General features: G+C 49.2%; 18 protein-coding genes (1 of these 18 cut by a window edge). 3 read left to right on the top strand and 15 right to left on the bottom strand.

Annotated features, from left to right (window positions below):
• Positions 1 to 51 carry the 5' end (the start) of a ketol-acid reductoisomerase gene (gene ilvC, locus B0D95_RS17800; protein ID WP_078045148.1) on the bottom strand. Its footprint begins 966 nt before the window's first position, so the window shows 51 of its 1,017 coding nt (coding positions 1–51); its start codon is at positions 49 to 51; its stop codon lies off the left edge, out of view.
• 158 nt (positions 52 to 209) lie between these two features.
• Here ilvC and ilvY point away from each other — a divergent pair, with 158 nt between their 5' ends.
• Positions 210 to 1,064 (top strand): HTH-type transcriptional activator IlvY, encoded by an 855-nt coding sequence (gene ilvY, locus B0D95_RS17795; RefSeq protein ID WP_078045147.1) that lies wholly within the window; start codon positions 210 to 212, stop codon positions 1,062 to 1,064.
• A 76-nt stretch (positions 1,065 to 1,140) separates the two neighbouring features.
• Here the strand turns inward: ilvY and B0D95_RS17790 are convergent, their stop codons facing one another.
• The 10 genes from B0D95_RS17790 to B0D95_RS17745 form a co-directional block, all read right to left on the bottom strand.
• A complete protein-coding gene (locus B0D95_RS17790; RefSeq protein WP_168172477.1) occupies positions 1,141 to 2,754 on the bottom strand; it encodes a cellulose binding domain-containing protein in 1,614 nt (537 codons plus the stop codon).
• A 390-nt stretch (positions 2,755 to 3,144) separates the two neighbouring features.
• Positions 3,145 to 3,714 (bottom strand): DNA-3-methyladenine glycosylase, encoded by a 570-nt coding sequence (locus B0D95_RS17785; protein ID WP_078045145.1) that lies wholly within the window; start codon positions 3,712 to 3,714, stop codon positions 3,145 to 3,147.
• Between the two features lie 11 nt (positions 3,715 to 3,725).
• Positions 3,726 to 4,049, bottom strand: coding sequence for a transcriptional regulator (locus B0D95_RS17780; RefSeq protein WP_078045144.1), 324 nt, complete (start codon positions 4,047 to 4,049; stop codon positions 3,726 to 3,728).
• The gene (locus B0D95_RS17775) at positions 4,046 to 4,660 is read right to left on the bottom strand and encodes a hypothetical protein (protein ID WP_078045143.1); all 615 of its coding nucleotides are present in this window, start codon (positions 4,658 to 4,660) and stop codon (positions 4,046 to 4,048) included. Before B0D95_RS17775 ends, B0D95_RS17780 begins: the two co-directional genes overlap by 4 nt.
• A 174-nt stretch (positions 4,661 to 4,834) precedes the next feature.
• Positions 4,835 to 5,734: a hypothetical protein gene (locus B0D95_RS17770; protein WP_078045142.1), complete on the bottom strand. Its 900-nt coding sequence runs from the start codon at positions 5,732 to 5,734 to the stop codon at positions 4,835 to 4,837.
• Between the two features lie 3 nt (positions 5,735 to 5,737).
• Positions 5,738 to 7,627, bottom strand: a complete 1,890-nt coding sequence (locus B0D95_RS17765; protein ID WP_078045141.1) for a StlD/DarB family beta-ketosynthase — start codon at positions 7,625 to 7,627, stop codon at positions 5,738 to 5,740.
• 3 nt (positions 7,628 to 7,630) lie between these two features.
• On the bottom strand, positions 7,631 to 8,494 hold the full coding sequence (locus B0D95_RS17760; protein WP_078045140.1) for a fatty acid desaturase: 864 nt from the start codon (positions 8,492 to 8,494) through the stop codon (positions 7,631 to 7,633).
• A 5-nt stretch (positions 8,495 to 8,499) separates the two neighbouring features.
• Positions 8,500 to 9,252, bottom strand: coding sequence for a sterol desaturase family protein (locus B0D95_RS17755; protein WP_078045139.1), 753 nt, complete (start codon positions 9,250 to 9,252; stop codon positions 8,500 to 8,502).
• A gap of 121 nt (positions 9,253 to 9,373) precedes the next feature.
• Entirely contained in the window at positions 9,374 to 9,865 is a 492-nt protein-coding gene (gene ilvN / locus B0D95_RS17750; protein WP_062061070.1) for an acetolactate synthase small subunit, read from the bottom strand.
• 1 nt (position 9,866) lies between these two features.
• Positions 9,867 to 11,603: an acetolactate synthase 3 large subunit gene (locus tag B0D95_RS17745; protein ID WP_078045138.1), complete on the bottom strand. Its 1,737-nt coding sequence runs from the start codon at positions 11,601 to 11,603 to the stop codon at positions 9,867 to 9,869.
• A gap of 513 nt (positions 11,604 to 12,116) precedes the next feature.
• Between B0D95_RS17745 and B0D95_RS17740 the strand changes: the two genes are divergently transcribed.
• Together B0D95_RS17740 and B0D95_RS17735 are read left to right on the top strand one after the other, a co-directional pair.
• Positions 12,117 to 12,548 (top strand): DUF4124 domain-containing protein, encoded by a 432-nt coding sequence (locus B0D95_RS17740; protein WP_078045137.1) that lies wholly within the window; start codon positions 12,117 to 12,119, stop codon positions 12,546 to 12,548.
• A 232-nt stretch (positions 12,549 to 12,780) separates the two neighbouring features.
• A complete protein-coding gene (locus B0D95_RS17735) occupies positions 12,781 to 13,614 on the top strand; it encodes a choice-of-anchor L family PEP-CTERM protein (protein ID WP_078045136.1) in 834 nt (277 codons plus the stop codon).
• A 58-nt stretch (positions 13,615 to 13,672) separates the two neighbouring features.
• Here the strand turns inward: B0D95_RS17735 and clpB are convergent, their stop codons facing one another.
• The 4 genes from clpB to rluD form a co-directional block, all read right to left on the bottom strand.
• Positions 13,673 to 16,330 (bottom strand): ATP-dependent chaperone ClpB, encoded by a 2,658-nt coding sequence (gene clpB, locus B0D95_RS17730; protein WP_078045135.1) that lies wholly within the window; start codon positions 16,328 to 16,330, stop codon positions 13,673 to 13,675.
• A 138-nt stretch (positions 16,331 to 16,468) separates the two neighbouring features.
• Positions 16,469 to 16,969, bottom strand: coding sequence for a DUF4870 domain-containing protein (locus tag B0D95_RS17725; RefSeq protein WP_078045134.1), 501 nt, complete (start codon positions 16,967 to 16,969; stop codon positions 16,469 to 16,471).
• Positions 16,970 to 17,113: 144 nt separating this feature from the next.
• Positions 17,114 to 17,893 (bottom strand): peptidoglycan editing factor PgeF, encoded by a 780-nt coding sequence (gene pgeF, locus B0D95_RS17720; protein ID WP_078045133.1) that lies wholly within the window; start codon positions 17,891 to 17,893, stop codon positions 17,114 to 17,116.
• A complete protein-coding gene (gene rluD / locus B0D95_RS17715) occupies positions 17,886 to 18,851 on the bottom strand; it encodes a 23S rRNA pseudouridine(1911/1915/1917) synthase RluD (RefSeq protein WP_078045132.1) in 966 nt (321 codons plus the stop codon). The genes pgeF and rluD overlap by 8 nt, the downstream gene beginning before the upstream one ends.
• Positions 18,852 to 18,873 lie beyond the last annotated feature (22 nt).

Raw genomic sequence — 18,873 nt, 5'->3', positions numbered from 1 at the left:
TTTGCCTTGGATAATAGAAAGATCAGCATCTTTATCGTAATAAACGTGCATAACAGACTCCTGTTGGGATGATTACCGCCCAGAAATAAGAAATCACAAGGCGACTTGGATAAAAGGCCGCCAGTGTAGAGAAACACCCGCATCGCGTAAAATGATATATTCGCAATTCAATGTTTCAGTTTATGCAACAAGGTTATTAATCACCAATCATGGACATCACCAAACTCCGACTGTTTTGTAATCTCGCCAGCAGCCTGCATTTTGGCCGTGCCGCCAATGCCAGTCATGTGAGCCCGTCAACACTCAGCCGCAACATCAAGCAGCTTGAGGACGATTTAGGCGTGAGCCTCTTTGTACGCGACAATCGCTCGGTGATACTCACCCATGAAGGTGAACAGTTTTTAGGGTTTGCCAAAGAAGTCATCCAGCAGTGGGAGACCTATCAAGAATCCCTGCTCGCGCAGGCCGATCAACTGCGCGGTCAACTCAGCATCTATTGCTCGGTAACCGCCAGTTACAGCTTTCTTTATGAAATCCTCACCGAATTCCGCGTTAAACATCCCGGTATTGCGATCAAACTCCACACCGGCGACCCTGCACAGTCGATTGAGCGGATTCTGGCAGGCGATGAAGATATCGCTATCGCCGCCAAACCGGACAAATTACCCGCCGGCATCAGCTTCAAACCCATCAACAGTTCACCGTTGATTTTTATCACCGCAAACAATGAAGACTGGCAAGGGAAAAACTGGGAAGAAATCCCGGTGATCATCCCCGAAGAAGGCTTGGCGCGGGAGCGATTAAATATCTGGTTCGACTCACTCGGCATCAAACCCAATATTTATGCGGAGGTGAAAGGGAACGAGGCGATTGTAAGCATGGTGAGCCTGGGATTCGGCGTGGGCGTTGCGCCGCAAATTGTGGTGGATAACAGCCCTCTCGCCAACAAAGTAAAACGCTTTGATCCGCAACCGGATTTGGGCCCCTACGATACCGGGCTCTGTGTGATGGAAAAACGATTGAAAAGTCCGATCGTCGCCGCATTCTGGACTCAACTGCAATAAGCCAAGCCTATATCAAGCAACGCAAAAAAATAGCGCCCCGAAGAGCGCCATTTTTATCAGCCTACTATCACCGCCACTAGAAGCGATTAAAGAAGTTCCATGCGCCGGAGCTGTAGAACGACGGTTGAGTATGTCCACCGTTGAACGAACACCAGACAACAGGTTTACCCGATGAGCAGTTTTGGTACTCCACACAGGGGGATGGTTGTACCGGCACAGTCGTGTTAGAGCAACCGTTAGCCCTGAGATAAGCATCACGGGCTTGACTACCAGAGCTATGGCTTACCACATTGTCGCTAGTGCCGTGCGCAATCCAGGCCGCAGTCGCCGAACCACTATCCACATGAGGCGTCAAGAAGGCACCTGATACAGGCGCGATAGCACGGAAGATGCTTGGCAACTCGCGCCCCACTGCAAGTGACATCATGCCACCGTAACTCCAGCCGGTAGAGAAGATACGACTTTCGTCGATACACAGAGATGACTTCAGCTGGGTTAGCATCGACTGCAAGAAAGCCATGTCGCGGCCATTGGCATTTGTCCATCCGTCGGTGCCGGCGGCACGATCAGGCGCCACGAAAATCGCACTGTTATTAGAGAGGCTTTTCATGCCGTAGTAGCCTTGACCTACAACATCGTTCGCACTACCACCACGCCAGTGCCAACCGAAGACCAACTTGTAGGGATTGTTCTGGTTGTAATTGCTCGGGATATCCAACACGTATTCGCGATTCAATCCGTTAACGTTAATGGTACGACGCCCATTGGTTAATTTAGCCGGGGCACCACAGCCAGCAGAACCGGCACCAGTACCAGTACCACCAGATGACGAACTGCTAGAGGTTGAAGATCTGCTCGAAATCGAAGAACTGCTTGAACCAGGCTCACCGGTGACGCTACCGAAATTGATATAACCTTCGCAATGTAACCATTCGCTCGGTGCGCCACCGCCGCAACGATTATTCCCCCAAGCCCCGGTGTTTTCTAACTGGTCTTCTGCCTGTCGGGTTACGCCATTAACGTTGACATAATCGATACGTACGTCTGCATTGCCACCATCATCATTGGTAAAGGCAACAACCACATCGCCGACCAACGCCGTTTCTGCGGTGTAGTTGTTCATGGTAGTGCTGAGCGTCCATGACTGCACTGCCGTACCACCCACCCTGAGAGTGATAGATTCACTCCCCGTTGTACCCAGTGCACGAACAGTAATGGCGTTGCGAGCGCCGGTTTGGACAGAGCTGGAAGACACTGATGAAGGTTGTTGAGGTGCGACACTGCTTGATGAACTTACGCTAGACGATGGCGTTCCGCCCGAGTTCCCACCAACGGTACAGGTGGGCTTTGTAAAATTACCGCTATGTGTTCCCTGAAACCCAAAGCCTACGCTTTGGCCTACACCAATATTGCCATTCCAACCAACATTAGAAGCAGTAACGGTGTTGCCCGAAGTGGATAAGGTCGCATTCCACGAGCCAGTAACGCCAGGACCTTGATTAAAATTGAGCGCCACTTGCCAGCCATTAACGGGAGCAGTGCCATCATTGAGAACCGTTACATTCACAACATAACCATTGTTCCAACTATCAGCACTGGTGCTGCAGGTTAACGCATTGGCCTGCGCTGCAAGCAGCAGCGTTGATATCAGCATCGAAGATGCAAGTAAGTTTTGCTTTATCTTTGACATAGTAACCATCCTTAACACTGTAAATTAATTTTTTGCACTGTGTCGACGTATCCTACAGCCTATTCAAAGCCGTTCACATTGCGTGGGAGAGGGCAATCAAATGCGCCAGGAATTTAACAAAAAACATCTTCAGGTATTAGAAAAAATGGCGAAATTATTAATAATTCGAATGAAAAATTTCATGAACAGAAATTTCAGCGACATTAACTTTTGTATTTGATTTTTTAATTTATTTATGAATTTTTCGGATTATAAAAATAAGATGGAATGTAACGTAAATAATCAGTGACTTAATGAAGTAATCACCAGAATGATTCGAATCATATCGAGGAAACTTTTATCCCATTCACAATGAGTTAAAAAATTTTCAGCAGAGAAGGTTGCCGCCCACTATTTCGACAAAGGCTTACTAAGAAATGGAGAGCCAGCCAAGCAAAATCGCCAGGGCAGATCCATCGCTTTGGATATACCAATACGTGGCCCATGAACCACATCGACCGGGGCAATAGCGGGCAATAACTTGAAAGGTGTTTGGGTGAGGGATCGCCCATTAAAGGCATGCACAATGTCCAATGCCTGACCGACTCGCCCGGGACCGGAACAGAGCAATCTCTCAACCGCTACGCCACGGCGTTCGCGCATAATATCCAACCCCTGCGTGGGCTGGATCGCGCGAATTAAAACGCCTGCACCATGACCGTCTGGCGCACACACAAAATTCAAACACCAGTGAATGCCGTATGAGCGATAAACATAAGCGCGACCCGGCGGGCCAAACATGGAGGCATTGCGCACGCTGGGACCAGAGAATGTGTGGGACGCGGGTTCGGCTTGGTCGTACGCTTCAACTTCCACAATAATTCCGCCCACACCATTCACAAAAAATTGCGCACCGATTAATTGTGGCGCAACTTCATGCGAGGGAGCGGAAAAATCGATGAGCGAAAATATATCTTTCATATCTAAACAGCTTAATTCTCATCGCGAATAAGGGATGCCTCATTGATCAAACGCTGCATATTTTCCAAATAGCGGATAAACGCCTGCCTACCCTGCTCGGTCAATTGCACACCCGTCACCGTTTTTTTACCGACAAAACTTTTGGCGATCTCGATATAACCGGCCTCCTCAAGCTTGCGCAACTGAACAGACAGATTGCCATCGGTTGCGGCAGTCTTGGCTTTTAACTGCGCGAAATCGGTATCACCCACGTTGATCAGGTAGGCCATGACACCAAGCCGCAAGCGGCCATGGATAACATCATCAACCGAGTCGAGTGAGAAAAGATCGCTCATGTCACCATTTTCTCTTTCGCCATTAATAACCACCCAGGTATCAACGCCGAGCCAATCAAAGCCAAGGCATATACAAGCAATTGCTCAGGGCGCAATGACAACCAGGCGATGAGCGGCACAACAACAAAACACCCCACACCAACCAAGGCCATCCAACGCTGCGCAGAGACTTCTGCAGTGATAATCCAACCTAGCCCATACAGCCCCAACACCACAGGCATCATAAACACGCCCAACTGGGAATTTTGTAAGCGATAACTAATGATCGCCAGAGTCACACTAAAGAGAAAAATTGAGAAACCAATTCCCGCCCAAACCGTTCCCACCACACGGTTTTTATTTCCCTGAACCTTAAACGCTGCACGATTTTTCATTCCCCAACCTATCCCCCAAAGGGCGTACAACAAGAGTGCGCCACCCCAGATTGACAGCGTAGATATTCCATCAAATACAGCGAATGACACACTGGCATAATGCAACAAGGCCGCAGCGCCAAAAATCACACCCGCCAGAAACAACGGCAAACCAGCAGTCAAGGGTACCTGCGCCCCTTCCGCAGCCAGCGTTTTCATAAAATCAACATCAGCCTTTAACCGCGACAAATCAGCCATGCTCTTCTCCAGATGAACAATTCCTTGCCAACCTGCGCTCAGTTCAACAGATGAACCGAACACCCCGTATGTGGCAATAAGAGCAATGTATAACAATTACTTTATAAAATAAAGTACTTTAATAAAAATAATTGTCATAAAGCAATAGGCACCCAAAACCGCGCCGCGGCCCTATTAAGTATCCTGGTGCATGTGCTGCTGTTTCAAATCCATCAATAACGCATGCAGCATCTCGGTTGATAAACCGTGCAGCACCAAACGATAGCCTGCGCGCAAAGTGCTCATAGGTACCAGTGGGTGCTTGTTATTCAGCAGCACCAAATGTTGCGGCGAATTTAAAATCGTCGCCACATACAAACCGATGGTTTCATCCAGTTGCAAAGAATTGGATGCGCGCCAGAAATCGTTGTCGGTTAAGAATAGCTGGTAGGTAGGCGTAAACATTTCAATAGCCGTTTGTAAATCTATTCCGTTGAGCTTTCCACGCGGCATAGAATCCAGAGTTATTTCTGGTTCTTTGATCATACTAAAATCGGGTTGCGCGACGGGTGTCAATTTTTTATTAGCATCGCGCAGTGCCTTACCTAAACGAATCACAAAATTAAATAAATTCAAATCGTGTTTTAAAAAAAGCTCATCTTTTAAATCGTCCAGATTCATTGGCTTGAGCGGAGAGGTTTCGACTACAACTGGTGCGTTGGCAGCAATAAATTCCAGAATCTGTGCGCCCATATGAAAATGGCGTAACACTAACCAGTTAGCCTCCGGGCGAACAAAATATTTCAAACCGGTAGCGAGAATCCAATGCAGCAGTTTGGATGCCGCCCAATTGCGTGGCACCACCACTTTAACAATCTGGATTAATACAATCAGCGTGCGTGCAATCGGGCGCACAAAGGGCAACAGGAATTGGCGCGAGGGTGTTTCCGAATCAGCGAGCCACGCCTTTTTAACATGATCCGGCAGCGGCGTACTTTGATCCAAATACAACGCGAGCCAAGGACTGGGGTCGCGCGGATCAAATTCCGTTTGCAAAAATTTTGGCAGCTTTTCTGTTTTTTCTACATTATCCATTTGCTATGACTCCAGAATATGTTCGAACTGCATGAGATATAGTTGTGCCGTGCGCTTGGCAGTGGTGATAATTGCGTTTGCGGCCTTAGGATCGATCGCCATCACCAGTTCAACTGCCGCCAACCAGCGCGCGAGGTGATGCTCATCATTCGCACCGTGGTATTCCAAAAAGCGAAATGCACTTGCAGGCAAATCCACTTGTTTGCGCAGCAAAGGCAAGAGCGCGGGCACGATACGCTGGCCAGTACCTTCAATAATATAAATCGCGCCCAATAATCCGATAGGATTTTTCGTCGCGGCGAGCGAATGCAAATAGCTATTCAATGCTTCGCCACCGGGATTGCGACGCAAATTATTCAGCGGTTCAGTGCCACCTGCCGCGCAATAATCGTCATACAAAATGTTAAAATCGTTTTGCTCTTCGCCGGCGTGAGTTTCAATTAATGCCGCCAGATCAGCATAGCTACCCGTGAGCGATGCAACGGCTTCGCGCATCCACTTACTGCCCTCGCGCACTTGCGGCACCCATTGCGCAGTCCAATGTCGATAATCGTCCAACGCAAATTGCTGGCTCACCAATTTGTGGATAACCGGGCTACGCCATACTTGCGAACGATAGTCGTGCCAGATACCCGCAAGCGTCGTTAACACGTCTTGTAAATGCTGAGGAGCAGATCGTGGATCATGAGGTGCGGCGATATCTGGCAGCGCGGTTTTTTCTGACGTTATCGAATTATTTATGGGAGTAAGATCAGCAACCAAAGGCGCATTGGCCGCTTCCACTTCAATCAACATGTAAGCCGCCGTCATACGGCCCGATTCAGGAATAAAACAAAATATTTTCTCGCCCGGTTTAACCTGATGCGTATCGAGAAATTCAGCGAGCATAATAAAAATGGATGCCGAACCGGTATTACCACGCGTAGTTAAATTACTGTACCAGCGCTCGCGCGGAATCGTTAAACCTGCTTTATCCAAGAGTTCTTCCACCACCGGAATAAAACGTGCAGATGAGTAATGACAGAGGAAATGATCAATCTCGTCTGAAGCCACCCAACCATCGCGCACCAGCTTTACGTATTCGTGGATGCTTACATCAAACAAATGCGGCAGCAGGCGAATATCCTGCCGCAGTGAAAGCGCACCCGCCGCTTCCGCCTCGCTGGATGAGGGAAAATCGAGAAAGGATTTGCTACGATCTTCCGTTAAACCAAGTTGCATACAAACAGGATAATCGCCAGCAAAACTTTTTTGATGGATCCAGTTTATTTTTAAGCGCACACCGTTTTTTGCTTGTGGTGCATCAGTAAGCAAAACTGCGCCAGCGCCGTCTGATAACATCCAACGCAAAAAATGCGCATCAAAATCGCTGCTATAACCGCGCGGGGCAAAGCGGCTTTTTTTGAAAATACGCGATGGCATTTCAGCAGTTGCAACCAATGCTTGCTGATGCGCCCCAAGTTCAACCGATTGCGCCGCATAAGCCAGTGCAGAAATACCGGCGGCACACACACCTAGGCTCGATAAGGTTTCCATCGGCGGCGCACCCAACTCACCTTGCACCATAGCCGCAAAACCCGGAATCAATGCATCGCTTCCCGATGAGCCCACCGCAAGCAAACTCACATCACTTAAACTCGCGTTGGCGCGCGCCAAACAATCGTGAATGGCATTGGCCGCAAGCTGCGTATGCGAAGTCACTGTCTCGCCATTTTTATCAATCGCGTAATGGCGAGTTTGGATACCGTTTTCCGCCAGAATTTTATTTTTGATGCGCAGAGATATGCGATTAATCGGTGCAATAAAATCATCCATCTCCTGATTATTGACCGGCTCGCCTGGCAGGTGATATCCCGCCGACTGAAGATAAACACGATTAAAACGGGTGGGCATAAATTAGTCCTTGTTATGAAGCGAGCGGCTGCGCCAACGTGGCTGCAGCAATGCCAGTAAATAAGTGCGCAGCATATAGCGCAATAAACTTTTTTCATGCAACTCAGGGTGAACCTGTGCTGCATAATGTTGATGCAATTGCGTCAACTCTGCCCAATGGGCGCGCGGATGCTGGTGATGTGCGGTATGTAACCCGATATTAAATAACAGCGGGTTAAGCAAACCATAAAAATTGCGTGCAAAGTGTAAATTTTTGCCTGAGCCATCGGCATGTGCATGCTGGAGATAGTTCGTCGCCAGCAACCAATGAAGACCATGCAACTGCGGGATTAGCACTAGCACCAACCATTTTTCCCAATCAATTATCGCCAACGCCAGCCACAAACCCATAACGAGAAGATACTGCAACACACAATAATAAAAGTAGGCGCGCTGGAATTTATAACGACGCTTTAAATAAACGATAAATTCCGGATACAGCACTGCAATCGCCTGCAGTGGATGCAGCAAATATCCCAGCAGATGATTAGTGTCGCCACGTGCACCTGGCGTGTTAAAACGATAGGTGCGGGTTATGTCCCGCTCACCGTGCTGGTAGCGATGATGATTGGCAATATGGGAAGGATAAAACACAAAGGTCGGATGACCCTGCAAAAGGGTAATCCATAAATCCGTAAAACGATTTAACCGGCGAGAAGTCCAGATACGCAAATGGGTATGGTTATGGTGAATCACCCCCACACCTAGCGTTAAAAATAATTCCAGCAAGTACAGCGGCCAACTGAATTCCTGCTGCCATTGCCACAGAACCAACAATGGCAACACCAGCAAATAGACGATGCTCTGCCAATCGCGCCAGTTACGCATAAAAGTTAGCGCACTCGCCAACGATTGATTTGTTTATCCGCGGCATCTGCAGGCAAGGCAGTTTTAAAAATCCAATCCATAAAGGGAAACATAAAACCGTAGTTGCCATTAAAACAGGCATGATGCAAATGATGGCGACGCGCACCGTTAAAAATAACGCGAGGCGAACGGGGATTAAAATCAAAATTCGAATGGCCGATGCTGTTGAACAACAAACTAAACAAGGGTACGGAGAAAAGTGCATAGACACTAAAATCATGCACCATCATGGGCAATAAAATCACATTGCCCAGCATCATCGCCTCAACCGGATGAAATGCATAGGTTGACCAAGGTGTCGTCACCACTGAGCGATGATGGGGCAAATGAAAGCGGCGCAACCAGCGTGTGTGCAACAACCAATGGTTGATATAAAAATGGATTTCATTCCAGATAATCAACACAAAAATTTCCAGCCCGATTTGTAACCCGGAAGGATTTACCGCCAACTCAGCCCAACCCAGCTGCAGTAATCCCCACGGAAAAATCATCCCTACCCCAAAAATGCCAATCGAGCTTGCAGACAACAACAACTCCCTCCGCAACTGTCCATCCCCCAGCGGGCGCGGATCAAGCTGGCAGCCGATATTAAGACGTGGTAGCAATTGTTGGGTTAGCATCAGGTTCAATATGCCAAACAGTAAATAAATTCCGCCAAAAAAAGCGAGCCCAACACCGGCAATTTCGAAAAGATTACAATTTAAAATAAAGTCGCGCATCACCCTGAAAACCTATTCCATTACTTATGCGGTAATACATTACCCATAGATTGACCTTAGATGTATAAAAAAGGCCGACACCCTCACGAGCATCGGCCTTTATCATACAAACAAAAAGCACTTACAAACTCAATACTTTCTCACCGCGCGAAATACCGCACACTCCGGTGCGGACCACTTCGATGATGGACGCATCACCGACAGCTTGTAAAAATGCATCGAGCTTGTCGCTCGCACCGGTGATTTGGATGGTGTAGAGGGTGCTGGTGACATCCACGATTTGACCGCGGAAAATATCCACGCAGCGTTTTACTTCTGCGCGCTGTGCGCCGGATGCTTTGACTTTGATCAGCATGAGTTCGCGTTCGATATGCGAACCCTCAGTCAAATCCACCAACTTAACCACATCAATTAATTTATTGAGGTGCTTGGTGATTTGCTCGATTTTGTGATCATCGCCCAGCGTTGTCAGCGTTAAGCGCGACAGGGTTTCATCTTCCGTCGGTGCAACAGTCAGGCTTTCAATGTTGTAACCGCGCTGGGAAAACAAACCTACTACGCGAGACAAAGCGCCAGGAGCGTTTTCAACTAATACAGAAATGATGCGTCTCATATCAGGTGCGCTCCGTTTTGCTTAACAACATATCGCGCATGGAACCATTGGGCGCAACTTGCATTGGGTAAACGTGTTCAGATTGATCGACCATGATATCCATAAATACCACACGATCTTTCAGTGCAAAACACTCCGCCAATTTCGCTTTCAGCTCTTCTTTTTTGGTCACACGAATACCAACATGACCGTAAGCTTCTGCTAATTTTATGAAATCCGGCAGTGAGTCTTCATACAGACTTTCAGCGTAGCGGCTGGAGTACTGCATGTCTTGCCATTGGCGAACCATGCCGAGCGCCTGGTTATTCAAACAAATCACTTTTACCGGCAAGTGATATTGCGTACAGGTAGACAACTCCTGAATACACATTTGAATGGAACCTTCACCAGTAACGCACACTACAGTCGCATCGCGCTCTGCCATTTGTACGCCCATGGCCGCGGGCAAACCGAAGCCCATAGTGCCGAGACCACCGGAGTTAATCCAACGACGCGGTTTATCGAACAAATAATATTGCGCGGTAAACATTTGGTGCTGGCCAACATCGGAGGTGACGTAAGCATCACCTTTGGTGACTTCCCAAATCGCCTGTATAACTTCTTGCGGTTTGATTTTATCGCTTGAGGTATCGAAACGATTTTTGGTGTACAAACCGTGACGCTCGCGCCATTCGTTAATTTGCTCCCACCAACTGGCAATAGCCTGCGCATCGGGCTTTTCATCGCCGTCTTTAATGATGCTGAGCATTTCACTCAGTACGTTATCCACTGCACCAACGATGGGCACATCGGCAACCACTGTTTTGGAAATAGAAGCTGGATCTATATCGATATGGATAATTTTGGCGTTCGGGCAGAACTTGCTGACGGTGTTGGTAACACGGTCATCAAAACGTGCACCCACGGCGAGGATTACATCGCTGTGATGCATAGCGGTGTTGGCTTCATAGGTGCCGTGCATACCAAGCATACCGAGGAAGTTTTTACCGGTGCCAGGATAAGCGCCCAAGCCCATCAGGGTATTGGTCACAGGGTAATTCAGTAAATCCACCAATTCTTTCAGCAGGTGCGAGGCATTGCCCTGCACTACACCGCCACCGGAATAGATCATCGGACGCTTGGCGCCGAGCAGTAATTGCACTGCTTTTTTGATCTGGCCTGAGTGACCGCGAGTCGCTGGTGTATAAGAGCGAAGCTTGACCTTCTCTGGATAAGAATAAGGGAAGGTATAAGCTGGGTGAGTCAGGTCTTTAGGTACATCGATTACCACGGGGCCAGGACGACCGGTGGCCGCAATGTAATACGCCTTTTTCACTACTTCAGGAATTTCGCTGGCGTGTTTGATCATAAAACTGTGTTTTACGATCGGGCGGGAGATACCCACCATGTCGGTTTCCTGGAAGGCATCTTCACCAATCAGGTGGCTTTGCACCTGGCCGGAGATAACTACCATCGGAATAGAATCCATATAGGCCGTCGCAATACCAGTAATGGCATTGGTCGCGCCTGGGCCGGAAGTCACCAGTACAGTGCCCACTTTGCCGGTCGCGCGCGCGTAACCGTCGGCAGCATGGGTGGCCGCTTGTTCGTGGCGAACAAGAATGTGTTTAACGTCTTTTTGACGAAAGATGGCATCGTAAATATGCAGTGCCGCGCCGCCCGGATAGCCGAAAACGTACTCAACGCCTTCGTCTTTCAGAGCGCGGATGAGCATATCTCCGCCTGAAAGCATTTCCACAATAATTCCCCTTTTAGGATATGGATCGCAAATAATGCGCGTGCGTCTTTGCCGCAATATGAAAAAGGTTGTTGGCAACGATCACACTGGAAAGTGCTGGCACTTAGGGCAGGCCAACACCGTGAATGATCCACGATCAAAACCCGGCAAGGTCAGGATCGGATCAGCGAAAACCGTGCAGGTAAACAACGGTTTTCTAAGGTGATGCTCTGGTAGGAGCATCGCCATTAGATGGGTCGCCAAGAGGGTGACTTGGCGGGAAGCAGCGAAACGCCCAAGCTTAGGGGCAACTGCAAGCCATCTAGCGGAGCGGTAATTCTCCCAAGATACGCAACAAAGTCAAGAAATTACGCCGTTTTTGTTCATTTTTTAACTGGCACCAGCCTTAACACCCAAGCGCCGGTCACCTCACTTGCGTTTGCTCACAGTTTTCGGGCACGCAGTTTCACTCGCCAGACATAAGGGCTATAGTTGATGCCATTACTCGGCCACACTTGGAATAAGGGCAGATAGATGAACAAAAACTTCTTGATTGGCATGATCAGCGCCTGCGCACTCGCCCTGTCTGCTGGCAATGCATTGGCAGCCAAAGACAAGGTATATACCTGGACCGATGAAAAAGGTGTTGTGCATTACGGTGAGCGCCCACCTAAGGACTCACAGGCAACCCTAATTAAAACCCGCACCGGCCACAGCGAGCCAACACCTGTTGCCGCGACACCAGCACAGAATACAACTGGCACCACAGCGCCCACGGCGAATACAAATACCAAAGATATAGATCCTGAACGCTGCAACACCGCGCGCAAAAATCTGGAGCTGCTCAATACCGTAGCGCGGATCAGGGTGGCCGGTGAAGATGGCAATATGCGCACACTAACGGAAGAAGATAAGGCAACCCAACGCACCACCATGCAAACCATTATTGACGAAGCCTGCGAATAGCCTATCCCTTTTTAACACTGCACTGACGCCGGGGTATCCCCCGGCGTTTTTATATCCCCACTATATTCTGATGGCGCCAACTACTGTCGACTAAATTTACAATTACAGCCGATTACACATCAGCCATCTTTTTGATTCAAAAGGCTTTTTTCCACTTGGCATAAAATCTGCCAAATCGAAGCTGCTAGGGAAAACTCCAGCTTACACTTTGTTTATTAAAGGAAAATATGACATGAAGACTTCATTCATTACTGCAAGTTTTATCACCGCAATGGCACTCAGCAGTGCTGCCAACGCATTAGTTATCAACCCTGAAAATAATGGTACTGCACTTGCCAACACCATTCTGGGTTCCGGTATCAGCATCAGCAATGTCAACTACAGCGGCGCTGATGGCGCATCGGGAACCTTCACCGGCGGCAATAGCGCAGGCCTTGCGATTGATAAGGGCATAGTGCTTTCCACCGGCCAAGCCACTAACGCTATCGGCCCTAATACCACTAATGGCGCTGGCACTGATAATGGAGCGGCGGGTTATGCACCGCTGACCGATATCTCTGGATTCACCACCTTCAATGCCAGCATCCTTAAATTCGACTTTGAATTTAATGGCGGCACTGGTGGCGACCTGTTCTTCAATTTTGTTTTTGGTTCAGAAGAATATTTGGAGTGGGTTAACAGCAGCTATAACGATGTTTTTGGTTTCTTTGTTGACGGTGTAAACGTTGCATTAACACCAGGCTCTGGCGACCCCATCACCATCAACACTATCAACACATCGCAAAACAGCGGTCTGTTTGTAGATAACACAACCGGCATCTACAACACCCAAATGGATGGTTTTACCAAGAGTTTGCAGATCACACTGAAAGGATTGAGCGCAGGCCTTCACACCATGGAATTTGCGATTGCGGATGCGGGTGACGCAGTATTGGACTCCTGGATTTTTATTGAAGCCAAATCCTTTGCTGATACCCCTGTGGGGGTACCTGAGCCGTCATCATTGACCCTGCTGGGTTTAATGTTGGCTGCACTGGGTTGGAGCCGTCGCAAAGCGGCAAAATAATCTTAACACCTTGTAAAAAAACGGCCGCCTAATGGGCGGCCGTTTTTTATTCGCATCGTCAGTTGAGACGCTTGGGATCAAACACAATTTTATCGCCCAATAATTTCCCATGGATAATGGCACCCGGTAAAAACTTGCCACTGAGAATATCCTGCGCCAAGGGGTTTTCAATCAACTGCTGGATGGCGCGTTTCAAAGGACGCGCACCGTAAACAGGATCAAAACCAACACTGGCCAGTTTATTCATCACATTGTCATCCAATTCCAAACTCAGTTCGCGTTCCGCCAAACGCCTGCGCAACAACTCCAACTGGATGTCAGCAATGCCGCGAATTTGCTCGCGACCTAGCGGATGAAATACCACAACCTCATCAATACGGTTAATAAATTCCGGACGAAAGTGATTGCCTACGACTTCCATCACCGCTTCTTTCATGGCGTTGTAGCGATTTTCATTATTCAGTGAGTTGTTCATCTCCGCTGTCACTGAGGTATCGAAACTAACGGTATCAAAGGACCGATCCTCGGCCAATTCCTGAATACGATCCGAACCTAAATTGGAAGTCATGACAATGACAGTGTTGCGAAAATCAACGGTGCGGCCCTGTCCATCAGTCAGACGACCATCATCCAATACTTGCAACAAAATGTTGAACACATCGGGATGCGCCTTTTCCACTTCATCGAGCAAAACAACTGAATAGGGCTTGCGGCGCACAGTTTCGGTTAAGTAACCGCCCTCTTCATAGCCCACATAACCGGGTGGTGCACCAATCAAACGGGCAACTGAATGCTTCTCCATAAACTCCGACATATCGATACGCACCATGGCATCGGTTGTATCGAATAAAAACTCGGCGAGAGATTTACACAGCTCCGTTTTGCCTACGCCCGTTGGCCCTAAAAATAGAAATGAGCCATTGGGGCGATTGGCATCCGACAAGCCAGCGCGCGAACGACGTACCGCATTGGCAACCGCGACGACAGCTTCATCCTGACCAATTACCCGCTTATGCAGCGACTCTTCCATGCGCAATAACTTTTCACGCTCCCCTTCTAACATTTTGGACACGGGAATACCTGTCCACTTGGAAACCACTTCGGCAATTTCCTCTTCCGTGACTTTATTGCGCAGCAATTTCATTTCCATCATTTCGGCTTGGCTTGCCATATCTAATTGCTTTTCCAACTGCGGAATAATGCCGTATTGCAGCTCGCTCATGCGTGCCAGATCGCCTTTACGTCGCTTCTCATCCAACTCCAGACGCGCCTGCTCCAACTGACTTTTAATTTCTTGCGAGCCTTGCAAGGCTGCTTTTTCCGCACGCCAGATTTCTTCCAGATCATTTAACTCGCGTTCAACTTTATCGATATCCTGATCGAGTTTTGCCAAGCGTTTTTTACTTGCTTCGTCTTCATCTTTTCGCACCGCTTCGCGCTCAATTTTGAACTGAATCAGGCGGCGCTCCAGACGATCCATTTCCTCCGGCTTGGAGTCAATTTCCATACGGATACGGCTTGCCGCTTCGTCGATCAAGTCGATGGCTTTGTCGGGAAGCTGACGATCGGTAATGTAACGCTGGGACAACTTTGCCGCGGCGATAATGGCCGAATCGGTGATATCTACACCATGATGCACTTCATAGCGCTCTTTCAAACCGCGCAATATCGCGATGGTATCTGATTCGTTGGGTTCATCCACTTGCACTTTTTGGAAGCGACGCTCCAACGCCGCATCTTTTTCAATGTATTTACGATATTCATCGAGTGTGGTTGCACCCACGCAGTGCAACTCACCGCGCGCCAACGCAGGCTTTAACATATTGCCTGCATCCATAGCACCTTCCGCTTTACCGGCCCCCACCATGGTGTGAATTTCATCGATAAATAAAATAACCCGGCCTTCTTGTTTGCCCAGTTCATTAATGACGGATTTCAAGCGCTCTTCAAAGTCGCCGCGAAATTTGGCACCGGCCAGCAGACCACCCAAATCGAGTGCGAGCAGGCGTTTGTTTTTCAGGCCTTCCGGTACCTCACCATTCACAATACGCTGGGCCAAGCCCTCGACAATCGCGGTTTTACCTACACCCGGCTCACCAATTAATACCGGGTTATTTTTGGTACGGCGCTGCAATACTTGAATTGTGCGACGAATTTCATCGTCACGACCAATCACCGGGTCAAGCTTACCCTCTTCGGCGCGGGCGGTTAAATCCACGGTATATTTTTCCAGGGCCTGACGATTACCCTCGGAATCGGCATCTTCCACTTTTTCACCGCCGCGCACTTTTTGAATGGCTTGTTGCAAACGCTGTGCATTGCCAAATTTCTTTAGCAATTCGGGTACAGCACCTTGCATTTCATTCATTAATACCAACAGCACTGAATCGCTGGAGACAAATTTATCGCCGACTTTTTGGGCATGGCGATCTGCCAGATTGAGCAACTTCACCAGCTCCGCCGACATGGTGACTTCGCCAGTCGGGTTTTTAATTTGCGGCAGGTTTTCCACCACTTCATTCAAGGCGGTGCGCAAGCCTGCCACATCAAATCCGGCCTGACTCAACAGCGAACGAACACTGGCAGCGCCTTTTTGATCGATCATGGCAAGCAGTAAATGGCTGGTATCCAGTTGGCTATGATCCTGCCCCAGTGCGATGGACTGGGCATCAGAAAGAGCAACTTGTAATTGATTGGTTAAGCGGTCAATGCGCATGGTTTACCTCTGCGAACAAAACGTGTCGTGACAGGTGACTCGGTTGAAGCAGACGTGGGGGCAGACGGGGCGATTTCAAGCAGGCGACGGCCTGCTTGACGGGTTTAATGCAGATAGAGCAGAAATGCTTGCGCTACATCAATTTTGCGGGGATATCACCCGTGGTGTTTCTTTCACATCAAAAAATTTGATCGTGAGCGGATAGTTTTTAATAACACCTTTGTTTGCATCCATGGCGCCCATCACGGTAAACACAATCGAACAAACAAACAGTATTGCGATCAGGAAAAAGCCTACAACGATCAGGCACAGCAGCAAGCTCACAACAAAGTAGATCATTGAGCTGAAAATCCAGTTCATCACGACTTTGCCCTGCTCATTGATGTAGGGATCGTCTTTTTTGGATTGCCACATAATGAGCGGCACCAGCAACCCCAAGAAGGGAACCAGCCATGAACAAAACTGGGTGAGGTGCAACACCAACGCGTAGTCGTAATTATTGGTTTGCAGGATGGTGTGTGGCTGGTCAGTGCTGGATTGCGCGCCCAGAATGCGGGCCTTGGCCTGCTGATACTCCTCCTCGGTGATTAATCCTTTTTGTTTGAGGTCGTTCAATTTTTCAATTTGATCGAGATCCATGAAAACTCCTGATGGTGGATGGAATGGCCAAATAGCGAATAATAAATAGACGTACAGTCATACGACAAACAGCATAGCCCGAAGCCAGGCCTCTTCACAATTGGACAAGCCTCAAGGGAAAACAGATTCAGTTGGTGATTATTTTTATTCCAGCCAGATCAAACTGGCCATGCGCCCGGTTGTCTTGTCGCGCCGGTAAGAGAAGAAACGCGCCTCATCTCCAAAAGTGCATTCACCGCCACCATAAACAGCCGTCACCCCCAATGCCTTGAGCTCGGCGCGAGCCAGCGCATAAATATCCGCATAAAAATGCAGGGGACGGGCACCGGGTGTAAACGCGGTTGCGATCTCATCGGCATGTATGGGATTGCGCGCTACGGCAAAAAATGCCTCCAACACATCTACGCCCACTTCAAAATGTGCTTGCGAAATTGCCGGGCCAAGATAGGCGAGTAGGTCCGCGCGCGCGCCGCTGAATTTTTCCAGCCCTCGCTCACAAATGCCGCCCGCCAAACTGCGCCAACCACAATGCAGTGCAGCCACTTGGGTGCCTTGTTTATCGCACAATAAAATGGGCAAGCAGTCGGCGGTCATCACCAAACACGCAATGCCAGACTGCGCGGTGTAACTGCCATCGGCAGTTCGCACCAGGCCATCACTTTGTGCATCCACCACTTTTATGCCGTGGATTTGCTCCAACCATTGAGGAGTATTTTGCAATCCCAAGTGTGCGGACAGCTGCTCGCGGTTGCGCGCAACCGCCCGGGCATCGTCGCCCACGTGCAAACCAAGATTATTACTGGCATAAGGCGGCAGACTGGTTCCGCCATCACGGGTAGTAATGCAACTGTGCACATTGGCGGGTGCAGGCCAGTCCGGTGCGATCCAGCCCAGCGCCTGCCAATTATTGGCTGGCTTATTCATCGTCGCGGATATAACCCTGATCCAGCGCCGCCAGCAGATTTTTAAAATCTTCCGGAATCGGTGCTGTCCACTCGGTGTACTCGCCTGTACCCGGGTGCTCCAACCCTAATTTATAGGCATGTAGCGCCTGACGCGGGAAACTTTTCAAGGCATCGACCAAATGCTGGTTGGCCCCCTTGGGGATCTTGAAGCGATTGCCGTAGGTTTGATCGCCCACCAGCGGGTGGCCAATATGCGCCATGTGCACACGAATTTGATGGGTGCGCCCTGTTTCCAGCTTCACCCGGATATGGGTGTGATGGGGATAGCGCTTGGCCACGCGATAATGAGTGACTGCACGTTTACCGCCCGCGCTGAGCACTGCCATGAGTTTGCGCTGGATAGGATGGCGCCCCATGGGAGCATCCACAGTGCCACCGCCGGTCATGGCACCAACGGCCACCGCTTCGTATTCACGGCTCACAGTGCGATCGGACAACTGCTCAACCAGATCGGTATGGGCTTCCAGGGTTTTGGCAATCACCATCAAGCCGGTGGTTTCCTTGTCCAAGCGATGCACAATGCCTGCACGGGGCAGGTTGATCAGGCCGGGAATGTGGTTAAGCAGCGCATTAACCAGAGTGCCGGTATAGTTGCCCGCCGCCGGGTGAACCACTAACCCTGCCTGTTTGTTGATAATAATCAGGTCGTCATCTTCATGAACGATATCAAGCGTGATTTCTTCCGGTTCCCACTCGCCCTGAGCCTCAAGCTCAGCCTTTAATTCCAACTGTTCGCCGCCGATCAACTTGTCTTTCGGCTTGGCGACACGGCCATCCACCTTGAGTTGGCCATCTTTAATCCAACTCTGCAAACGCGAGCGGGAAAAGTCAGGGAACAACTCCGAGGCGATCTGGTCGAAGCGCATGCCGCTCATCTGGATCGGCACCTGTGCGCTCAGGTCAAAAACATCTTTCATTAAAAAACCTCTAGTGATGTGT

This window comes from Cellvibrio sp. PSBB023 (assembly GCF_002007605.1).
Classification (GTDB): Bacteria; Pseudomonadota; Gammaproteobacteria; order Pseudomonadales; family Cellvibrionaceae; genus Cellvibrio.
This window is presented reverse-complemented; position numbering and strand designations above follow the sequence as displayed.

Bases quoted from the DNA above. Each gene is read 5' to 3' on its own strand.
- ilvY (WP_078045147.1), top strand. From the start codon at position 210: ATGGACATCACCAAACTCCGACTGTTTTGTAATCTCGCCAGCAGCCTG.
- B0D95_RS17790 (WP_168172477.1), bottom strand. From the start codon at position 2,754: ATGTCAAAGATAAAGCAAAACTTACTTGCATCTTCGATGCTGATATCA.
- B0D95_RS17785 (WP_078045145.1), bottom strand. From the start codon at position 3,714: ATGAAAGATATATTTTCGCTCATCGATTTTTCCGCTCCCTCGCATGAA.
- B0D95_RS17780 (WP_078045144.1), bottom strand. From the start codon at position 4,049: ATGAGCGATCTTTTCTCACTCGACTCGGTTGATGATGTTATCCATGGC.
- B0D95_RS17775 (WP_078045143.1), bottom strand. From the start codon at position 4,660: ATGGCTGATTTGTCGCGGTTAAAGGCTGATGTTGATTTTATGAAAACG.
- B0D95_RS17770 (WP_078045142.1), bottom strand. From the start codon at position 5,734: ATGGATAATGTAGAAAAAACAGAAAAGCTGCCAAAATTTTTGCAAACG.
- B0D95_RS17765 (WP_078045141.1), bottom strand. From the start codon at position 7,627: ATGCCCACCCGTTTTAATCGTGTTTATCTTCAGTCGGCGGGATATCAC.
- B0D95_RS17760 (WP_078045140.1), bottom strand. From the start codon at position 8,494: ATGCGTAACTGGCGCGATTGGCAGAGCATCGTCTATTTGCTGGTGTTG.
- B0D95_RS17755 (WP_078045139.1), bottom strand. From the start codon at position 9,252: ATGCGCGACTTTATTTTAAATTGTAATCTTTTCGAAATTGCCGGTGTT.
- ilvN (WP_062061070.1), bottom strand. From the start codon at position 9,865: ATGAGACGCATCATTTCTGTATTAGTTGAAAACGCTCCTGGCGCTTTG.
- B0D95_RS17740 (WP_078045137.1), top strand. From the start codon at position 12,117: ATGAACAAAAACTTCTTGATTGGCATGATCAGCGCCTGCGCACTCGCC.
- B0D95_RS17735 (WP_078045136.1), top strand. From the start codon at position 12,781: ATGAAGACTTCATTCATTACTGCAAGTTTTATCACCGCAATGGCACTC.
- clpB (WP_078045135.1), bottom strand. From the start codon at position 16,330: ATGCGCATTGACCGCTTAACCAATCAATTACAAGTTGCTCTTTCTGAT.
- B0D95_RS17725 (WP_078045134.1), bottom strand. From the start codon at position 16,969: ATGGATCTCGATCAAATTGAAAAATTGAACGACCTCAAACAAAAAGGA.
- pgeF (WP_078045133.1), bottom strand. From the start codon at position 17,893: ATGAATAAGCCAGCCAATAATTGGCAGGCGCTGGGCTGGATCGCACCG.
- rluD (WP_078045132.1), bottom strand. From the start codon at position 18,851: ATGAAAGATGTTTTTGACCTGAGCGCACAGGTGCCGATCCAGATGAGC.